The sequence below is a fragment of the Candidatus Binatia bacterium genome, assembly GCA_036382395.1.
GTDB lineage: Bacteria > Desulfobacterota > Binatia > HRBIN30 > HRBIN30 > JAGDMS01.
In genome coordinates, this window is record DASVHW010000364.1 from 1 (window position 1) to 7,134 (window position 7,134).

General features: G+C 63.4%; 11 protein-coding genes and 1 pseudogene. 2 read left to right on the forward strand and 10 right to left on the reverse strand.

Annotation, left to right across the window (positions count from 1 at the left end; all coding sequences use genetic code 11):
- Positions 1–180 (reverse strand): HEPN domain-containing protein (locus VF515_17505; protein ID HEX7409429.1); only part of this gene is annotated, 180 nt, incomplete at its 3' end.
- Between the two features lie 11 nt (positions 181–191).
- Complete coding sequence (locus VF515_17510; protein ID HEX7409430.1) at positions 192–515, reverse strand: nucleotidyltransferase domain-containing protein; 324 nt, start codon at positions 513–515, stop codon at positions 192–194.
- Positions 516–1,747: 1,232 nt separating this feature from the next.
- Here VF515_17510 and VF515_17515 point away from each other — a divergent pair.
- Complete coding sequence (locus tag VF515_17515; protein HEX7409431.1) at positions 1,748–2,398, forward strand: pyridoxamine 5'-phosphate oxidase family protein; 651 nt, start codon at positions 1,748–1,750, stop codon at positions 2,396–2,398.
- On the opposite strand, the gene VF515_17520 is transcribed toward VF515_17515, so the two are convergent.
- Both VF515_17520 and VF515_17525 read right to left on the reverse strand, forming a co-directional pair.
- Positions 2,379–2,687, reverse strand: coding sequence for a HupE/UreJ family protein (locus VF515_17520; protein ID HEX7409432.1), 309 nt, complete (start codon positions 2,685–2,687; stop codon positions 2,379–2,381). The two genes, VF515_17515 and VF515_17520, sit on opposite strands and share 20 nt — an antisense overlap.
- A gap of 48 nt (positions 2,688–2,735) precedes the next feature.
- On the reverse strand, positions 2,736–3,272 hold the full coding sequence (locus VF515_17525; protein HEX7409433.1) for a peptidylprolyl isomerase: 537 nt from the start codon (positions 3,270–3,272) through the stop codon (positions 2,736–2,738).
- Between the two features lie 379 nt (positions 3,273–3,651).
- Between VF515_17525 and VF515_17530 the strand changes: the two genes are divergently transcribed.
- Complete coding sequence (locus VF515_17530) at positions 3,652–5,109, forward strand: wax ester/triacylglycerol synthase family O-acyltransferase (GenBank protein HEX7409434.1); 1,458 nt, start codon at positions 3,652–3,654, stop codon at positions 5,107–5,109.
- Between the two features lie 49 nt (positions 5,110–5,158).
- Here the strand turns inward: VF515_17530 and VF515_17535 are convergent, their stop codons facing one another.
- The 6 genes and pseudogenes from VF515_17535 to VF515_17560 all read right to left on the reverse strand — a co-directional run bounded on the left by VF515_17535 (position 5,159) and on the right by VF515_17560 (position 6,629).
- Complete coding sequence (locus VF515_17535; GenBank protein HEX7409435.1) at positions 5,159–5,479, reverse strand: type II toxin-antitoxin system PemK/MazF family toxin; 321 nt, start codon at positions 5,477–5,479, stop codon at positions 5,159–5,161.
- Positions 5,473–5,727, reverse strand: coding sequence for an AbrB/MazE/SpoVT family DNA-binding domain-containing protein (locus VF515_17540; protein ID HEX7409436.1), 255 nt, complete (start codon positions 5,725–5,727; stop codon positions 5,473–5,475). The genes VF515_17535 and VF515_17540 overlap by 7 nt, the downstream gene beginning before the upstream one ends.
- A 135-nt stretch (positions 5,728–5,862) precedes the next feature.
- Positions 5,863–6,081 (reverse strand): type II toxin-antitoxin system HicB family antitoxin, encoded by a 219-nt coding sequence (locus tag VF515_17545; protein HEX7409437.1) that lies wholly within the window; start codon positions 6,079–6,081, stop codon positions 5,863–5,865.
- Complete coding sequence (locus tag VF515_17550; protein ID HEX7409438.1) at positions 6,071–6,262, reverse strand: type II toxin-antitoxin system HicA family toxin; 192 nt, start codon at positions 6,260–6,262, stop codon at positions 6,071–6,073. Before VF515_17550 ends, VF515_17545 begins: the two co-directional genes overlap by 11 nt.
- A 23-nt stretch (positions 6,263–6,285) precedes the next feature.
- Positions 6,286–6,417, reverse strand: a pseudogene (locus VF515_17555) (type II toxin-antitoxin system HicA family toxin).
- Between the two features lie 2 nt (positions 6,418–6,419).
- Positions 6,420–6,629 (reverse strand): type II toxin-antitoxin system HicB family antitoxin, encoded by a 210-nt coding sequence (locus VF515_17560; GenBank protein HEX7409439.1) that lies wholly within the window; start codon positions 6,627–6,629, stop codon positions 6,420–6,422.
- Between the last annotated feature and the right edge of the window lie 505 nt (positions 6,630–7,134).

A 7,134-nucleotide genomic window follows, 5' to 3' on the forward strand; every position in this document is an offset into this window, starting at 1 on the left:
GATCGCACCGCTGTGGCGTCCAGAGTCGATCTCTTTCGTCGCCAGACACGCACGAGCCGCATAGAACGCCGCGTAGTAAAAGCGGTTCGTTGCACTGATGAGGGATCCCTGCTGCAGTAAGAACTCCGCATCGCGGAGCGCCTCGCGAGCACGATCCAACCGATGCTTGGCCAAGCACAGGGCGGGCGCGCTCACAGCGGAATGCCTTCGTGTTCAAGTGCCCGAATGAACGGGGTCGTGCTCCACACCGGGTCGTTGAAGACCGCTCGCGCGATCACCCGCGGCGAGATGTACACGGCTTGGTCCAGGTTCACATCGAAGGCGATGTCGAGGACCGCGTCTTCCAACGCTACGCTCGCCGTCTCCACTTCCACCAAAATATCGATATCCGACTCTGGCGTGTCATCGCCGCGGGCCTTGGAACCGAACAGTTTCACGCCGACCAATCGGCTGCCGAGCAACTGACGCACGCGCGTCACAAACTCCCGTACGGCTTCGCTTTCGTTGGTTTTCATCCGGCTGCCTCGGTGCCCTTCTCGTCTAACGGCTTGCTGAAAAACCCCACCCAATGCTTCGACGGGCTCATGCTTCGACAAGCTCAGCAGAGCGGATCCCCGCCCCGACTTCATTGCGTTTTTCCGCTCACCCTGAGCCCTTCGACGTTGCTCAGGAGATGCTTGTCGAAGGGTGCATACGCTCTTTTCAACGGGCTGCCAAGCGGTGCGGGTGTCACTCTCTGGCTGAACGCTCTTGGCTGACGGCCACCTCACGGGCACCCGTTCAGTGCGTTGTTCACCGCCGTCAGAATCTCATTCACCGTAATCCACCCATCGTGGGTGGCATCAGCGCCTTCGCCCTGGGAGACTGGCCTGTTGCCGAGGGCGATGTTCAACGTTCTCCGCCTCTGAACCAATCCGGCCGCGTCCCTAGCTTCACGTAGGCCATAGTGCCGATCCGTTCATCGTATCCGTGTTGCCCTACCCCACCGCTATCCACTCCCACCCTCGTTCCGAACACGATTCACGAGCCCGGACACGACCTTCCACTCAGCGCCGTGACACGATCCGGAATCGTCCACTCCGCGCGACGAACGGAATCGACTCCGGCGTCGCGCCGGGCCGGCCACGTCGGGCTGGCCGACACCGTCGCCATCCACCACTTGTATCGGACTCACGCGGCGACGCGCATGGGCGCGCACACGGAACGTGACGCGGAACAGCGTCCCGCCTGCCGCCACAGTGTCCGCGTCACCCGTCGCCGAGGCCGTACGCACCAGCCCGCGCCTGCACTGAAATGCCGGTGGCGCCAGGAGCGCCGGAGGCATTGGCAACCTGGACCGTCGTTGCCACTGTTCCATACGCCACCGGTTGAACGCACAGCATGGTGGCACCCAGCACGGCGAATCCGATCGATATCTACCACCCGCAGCGCCGTCCCCCTCGTCTAGCCTGACCTGGTTTGCCCATTACTCCGTCCCCTCCGCCTTCGGCAGCCTCAACCACAAACCCTTGCTACTGTCGATACTGTCTATCCGTAATCTTACGGAACTTTCTGGATTAATGGATTATTTATCGGCGACAAATGTGTAGCACACGGTTCGTGACGTCGCAGAGACGCATGCATGCTGTTTGTCATGAATTAATAAGGGAGACGTCATGGCCCGACGTCAATTGTGGAAACGATCCGCTGTGGAAACGATCCGCTTGCCGCCGGGCGGCGGACGTCGTATCGAAGCAGCAAGCAGACTATGGAATCCAAGCAGCCAACAGAACGGACACGGGTCCGGAGGATACCGAAGCGTGCTTCGTACGAACCCGGAACCATCTACGCCATTCTCGACGAGGGTCTTGTCTGTCACGTCGGCTTCGCCATCGACGGCCAGCCGTACGTGATTCCAACGACGTACGCGCGGGTCGATGATCAATTGTACCTGCACGGCTCGGCAGCCAGCCGCATGCTGCGCAGGCTCGCCGGCGGCGTTCCGGTCTGCGTGACGGTCACGTTGCTCGATGGCCTGGTGCTGGCGCGCTCGGCCTTCCACCATTCGATGAACTACCGCTCGGTCGTCGTGCTGGGCACGGCCACAGAGGTCGTGGACCAGGGGGAGCGCCTCGCGGCGCTCGAAGCCATCGTCGAGCACATGCGCCCCGGACGGTGGCGCGACGTGCGCCCACCGAGCGAGCAGGAACTGCGCGCCACCTCCGTGCTCCGCCTGCCACTCGCCGAAGCGTCGGCAAAAATCCGGACCGGGCCGCCGCTCGACGACGATGACGATCTCACACGTGGCTGCTGGGCGGGAGAGATTCCGCTGCGCCTGACGTTTCAGACGCCGGTGGCCGACCCGCAGCTGCCACCCGACATCGCGTTGCCCGCCTCGATCAACCAAAGGCGCGGCTGACGAACCAGAACACGCCAAGCGTCAAGACCGCCACCGAGCCGTAGTTCAGCACCGCCAGCCGCCACCGGTCATCGCGCCGGCTGAGGAGATGCAGCAGCGGCCAGACCGCCGCTACCGCCGCCAGCCGTTCGGTCGGCAAGCCGGCTTCCACCAGCACTGCCGCGAAGGCGAATCCGTGCACGAAACCAAAGATGAACGCGATGCTCCAGCGTAACGCCCCGGTCGAGGACAGGCGCGTCAGCAATCCAAAGTAGCAGATGGCGAAGAGCGCCAAACCTGCCAGCGGCACAGGTGTACACCGCGAGACGGCTATGCCACCGCGCTAGACGCAACCGGGTCATGGGAGAGTGGGCGCCACCTCGATCTGCGCACGGGCACGGAGCTCATCGAGGTAGCCACGTAGAGTACGTTCACCGGCGCGGCGGCGGAACTCGGCAACAACCTGCGGCTTGATCTCGTCAAACCGTGGGGTGACGTCGGCTTGTCGGTCTACCACTTGGAGCACGTGGAATCCGGTGCCCGACCGAACCGGATCGCTGACCCCGCCAACCTCCAAAGCCAACGCCGCTCGTGCCGCCGTCGGGCCGAGATAATCGACGAGCTTGGCCGGCGGCAGCAAGGTGTCGGGCAACGTCGGAAGCTCCGTGTCGCCAAGTGCGCCGCGCACCACGGTGAACTCCTCTCCCGAGCGTAAGCGCCGGCTCGCTTGCCGCGCGCGGTCCACGACCGTCGGCGCATCGGCATCAGTCGGCGCGCGGCAGAAGATCTGGCGGACGCGCACGCGTCCCGGGCCGCTGAAGAAGGCGCGATGCGCCTCGTAGAACGCTTGCAGCTCCCACTCCGCCGGCTGTGTATCCTGAACCTCCGCCACCACCGAGGTTGCGAGGTGATGTTGCCCGGCCCCTCGTGACGACCTCCACGCAGCACAATCATGAGCCCGATGGGCACCGCGACGATGAGGGCAACTAGCAGCACAGCGCGTCTGATCGTCATTGTGCATTCCCCCTTTCCCGCCCGTCGCACCCGGCCGCTCCCGATAGGCCCCCCGACCCCGTACAGAGTTCACCGCGAGCCGCGGTTCAGCGATCACAGCAATGGCAAACCGGCTAGCACGAGCGCTGACGAGATGAAAGCCGCCCGGAAGCCGTTGCTGAAGACTCCCTATGCGAGCGCCTGAACACTGATATAATCCGCAAGGAGTTGAGGGGCGCGCTTCACGACGCGGAGCGGTTTTCAGCCAGCGAGAGATGAACATGACGCGCACACATTACGAACGTCTTTCCGCGCTCGACGCGGCGATGGTGTTCATGGAGACGAGCAACACCCACATGCACATCGGCGCGGTGTCAATCCTGGAGGCTGGCCCGCTGGTAACCAGCAGTGGTGGACTCGATGTCGAGCGTATCCGCGCGCACATTGCGGCCAGCCGCGTAGAGGAAATCCCACGCCATCGGCAACGGCTCGCCTTCATTCCCATCGAGCACCACCCCGTGTGGGTGGACGATGCCCATTTTAACCTCAACTATCACGTGCATCACACCGCGCTGCCGCCGCCCGGCACCATTCGGCAACTCAAGCGCCTTGTGGGCCGCATCATGTCGCAGAAGCTCGATCTGTCGAAGCCGTTGTGGGAGCTGTGGATCGTCGAGGGGCTGGAGGGCGGCCGCTTCGCTCTCGTGGACAAACTGCACCATTGCATGGTCGACGGGAACGCGGCGCTCAACGTCCTCTCGGCGTTCTTGTCCCCGGACCCGAAGGCGCCCGCGCGCCGGTTCTCTGCCTGGCACCCGCGTCCGGCACCAAGTGCAACCGCGCTCGCCTGGGGAGAGCTGCAACGGCGAGTCGGCGCGCCACGCGTGCTGGCACGCAGCCTGGCAAGCGCACTGGCGCATCCCGCGCACACCATCGAAGCCATACGGGACACGGCCGAGGGCGCAGTTGAAGCAGTGGTGGGCAAGAGGCAGCCGGCATCGAAAACGCCGCTCAACGTCGATGAGGTGGGCTCGCACCGCCGCTTCGACTGGACCCGCTTCGATCTTACCGAGGTGAAGGAAGTAAAGAACCGGCTCGGCGGCACGGTGAACGACGTCGTTCTGGCAACCGTGGCCGGAGCGGTCCGCCGCTACCTGCAGGCGCACGGGACGCCGGTGAACAACCTCGACTTCCGCGTCACCGTTCCGATCAACAGGCGCCCCCCTTCGGCCCTCGGCGAGCTCGGCAATCGCGTCGTCCCGATGCTGGCGCGCCTGCCGGTGGAGATTCGTGATCCACGGGAGCGGTTGCGTATCGTGGCGCAAACCGCCCATGCTCTCAAGGCCTCGAAGGAGGTCCATGCCATCGAGTTCTTCGAGGAGATTTCCAACTGGGCCGGCGCGGAATTGCTCTCCGCACTGGTGCGTAACGTCACCCGCTGGTGGGCCGGCAACCTTATCGTGACCAACGTACCGGGGCCCTCGTTTCCTCTCTATTTACTGGGGGCACGGCTCCTCGAGTGTTACCCGTTCGTTCCGATGATGGCCAACCAGGCGCTCAACGTCGCCGTCCTCAGCTACGCCGGCGGCGTCTACTGGGGCTTCAACGCCGACTGGGACGCGATCACCGACTTGCACGATCTGGTCGAGTGTTTCACTGACGAGTTCGCGGAACTCAAGCGGGTCGCCGCGAAAACAAAGGCTGCTCACGCCAGACCGCGCCGCAAGCGGGTTGTGTGACGGCGGACAACCTGGGTGCGGCGGAGCCGCGTCGGGGTTCGGCATTCTTTCATGGCGCGAAGATCTCGCCCAGCACCGCAAGCACAGAATCGCCCGTGCGCTTGTCAATTTGTCCCACTTTGCGAATCAGACGGACCTTGTCGACCGCACGTAACTGGTCAAGGACAACCTGACCTTCCTTGCCACGAAATCGGCACTGGATACGCGACGGATAGGCGCGGCCCTTCGTCGTCATGGGTGCCATGATCACGGTGCCGATATTGCGGTTCATCTCGTCCGGTGAGACGACGACAGATGGGTGGGTCTTACGAATCTCGCGCCCGACGGTTGGATCGAGGCTGACCATATAGACCTCAAACCGCTTCACCATTGCCACTCGCTCTCGTCCCACCGCGAGGTAGAGGCAAGATCGCCGTCGAGCAGTCGATCATCGCCCGCCAGTGCCATCTTGCGGAAGGCGTCGTCCCAGCCCTCTCGCGGCCGCGACGCAGGGCGAATGACGAGGTGGTTTCCCTCCGCCTCAATCGTCACTTCGTCCGGGAGACCGGTTTGCTGTAGGAGCAGCTTCGGAATGCGCACCCCACGGGAGTTGCCAACGCGAACGATGCGGGTCTTCATAGTGGTTACATAGTAAGCACACTCCGAAATCCGACGCAATCTTTGTCACACCCAACGGTTGCGCTTGAGCCGCAGGCGGCGTGGGGCACTTGGTGTTGAGCCGGCTGGTTGTGAGTCGGCTCGAAGCGCTAAGAGTTAGGCATACAGCAGCCGACCCTTCGGCTCCGGGATGGGGCGCCCCAGTTCACGCGCCGTCTCGATCCACTCGCCGATGATCACCTCCACGTTCGCCACGGCCTGCTTGTAGGTCCCGCCGTCGGCGGCACAGCCCGGCAGCTCGGGAACCTCGGCAACGTACGCGTTGTCTTCGTCACTCCAGTAAATGATGACTTCGTACTTCCACTTACTTCGCATCATCGCCTCCGGCCAGATGATACTTCACCATGACCCCGCGGACTTGTTTGACCTGATACGGCTTCGCCTGACGTCCCCTGGGTTGCAGGTTCAGAATCTCCGCTATACCGTCCTTCGTAAAGATGTAGTGGTCGTCGCGGATCCGCTCTGCGAAGCCCAAGTGCCGAAGCAGGTGCCGCAAGTCATCGAACCGGATATTCGCAAAGGAAGCGTTGTCCCGCGGCCGTCCGGATGACGGTACTGCCTGTGCGAGCCGCGCTGACGGACTTCCTGGAAACCCAGCGCCAGAAGAAGCCCGGCGACTTCCCGTGGCTTGAGGACGGGAATCGTCCCCATGCCTACGCAACGCGAACGGTTTGAACACCGACGAACTCGGATTCAATCCGCGGTTCTCCGTCTTCAAGCAGCATCTCGATGACTTCCTGCAAGTTGGTCTGCAGCTCGTCGAGCGTCGATCCTTGCGTGTGCGCGCCCGGCCACCCGGGAACATAGCCCACGTACAACCCGGTCTCTCCGTCGCGTTCCACGACCACGTTGAAGGCGTGCATGGGATTCTCCTACAGGATTCTCGCTGGCAAGAATACCTCACGTCCTAACACGAAGGCCAACCCGGCGAACGTAAGAGGGTTTTTTCGTCATCCGGCCGCACGACGCGCGCGAGGATGACGACCGCTGGCGGCCGGATGGCGGAAAGGCCCCGTTGAACTGAACCGCTGCAGACGCGGCGTTGGCGCAGCGCGTCAGCCGCGGCCCACACATATCTAATAGGGGGTTTATTGCACCGCGTCATCGCGGTGGACACACTTCGACGGTGCGTTTTCTGAGACCCGGCCGTTCGGCGGGCGGTGAAGGCAGCAAGGCACGGGTGCGTCATTTGAGCCGGACCGTCCGGGTTTACTCGTGGCGCATGAGGCAGGGGTCCTGTTTGGTGCGCTCACGTTCCGGCCGAAGTTCGATTCCTCGCGCTCCCCGTCTATCACGACCTCTTCCCACCGCGCCAGCCCCGCAAAGACAAAGCGAGGTCAGCAGTCTGCTGCGCGAGCCACACCCACC

Excerpts from the sequence above, each read along its gene's own strand:
- VF515_17510 (HEX7409430.1), bottom strand. The coding sequence starts at position 515 with ATGAAAACCAACGAAAGCGAAGCCGTACGGGAGTTTGTGACGCGCGTG.
- VF515_17515 (HEX7409431.1), top strand. The coding sequence starts at position 1,748 with ATGGAATCCAAGCAGCCAACAGAACGGACACGGGTCCGGAGGATACCG.
- VF515_17530 (HEX7409434.1), top strand. The coding sequence starts at position 3,652 with ATGACGCGCACACATTACGAACGTCTTTCCGCGCTCGACGCGGCGATG.
- VF515_17535 (HEX7409435.1), bottom strand. The coding sequence starts at position 5,479 with ATGGTGAAGCGGTTTGAGGTCTATATGGTCAGCCTCGATCCAACCGTC.
- VF515_17540 (HEX7409436.1), bottom strand. The coding sequence starts at position 5,727 with ATGAAGACCCGCATCGTTCGCGTTGGCAACTCCCGTGGGGTGCGCATT.
- VF515_17545 (HEX7409437.1), bottom strand. The coding sequence starts at position 6,081 with ATGCGAAGTAAGTGGAAGTACGAAGTCATCATTTACTGGAGTGACGAA.
- VF515_17560 (HEX7409439.1), bottom strand. The coding sequence starts at position 6,629 with ATGCACGCCTTCAACGTGGTCGTGGAACGCGACGGAGAGACCGGGTTG.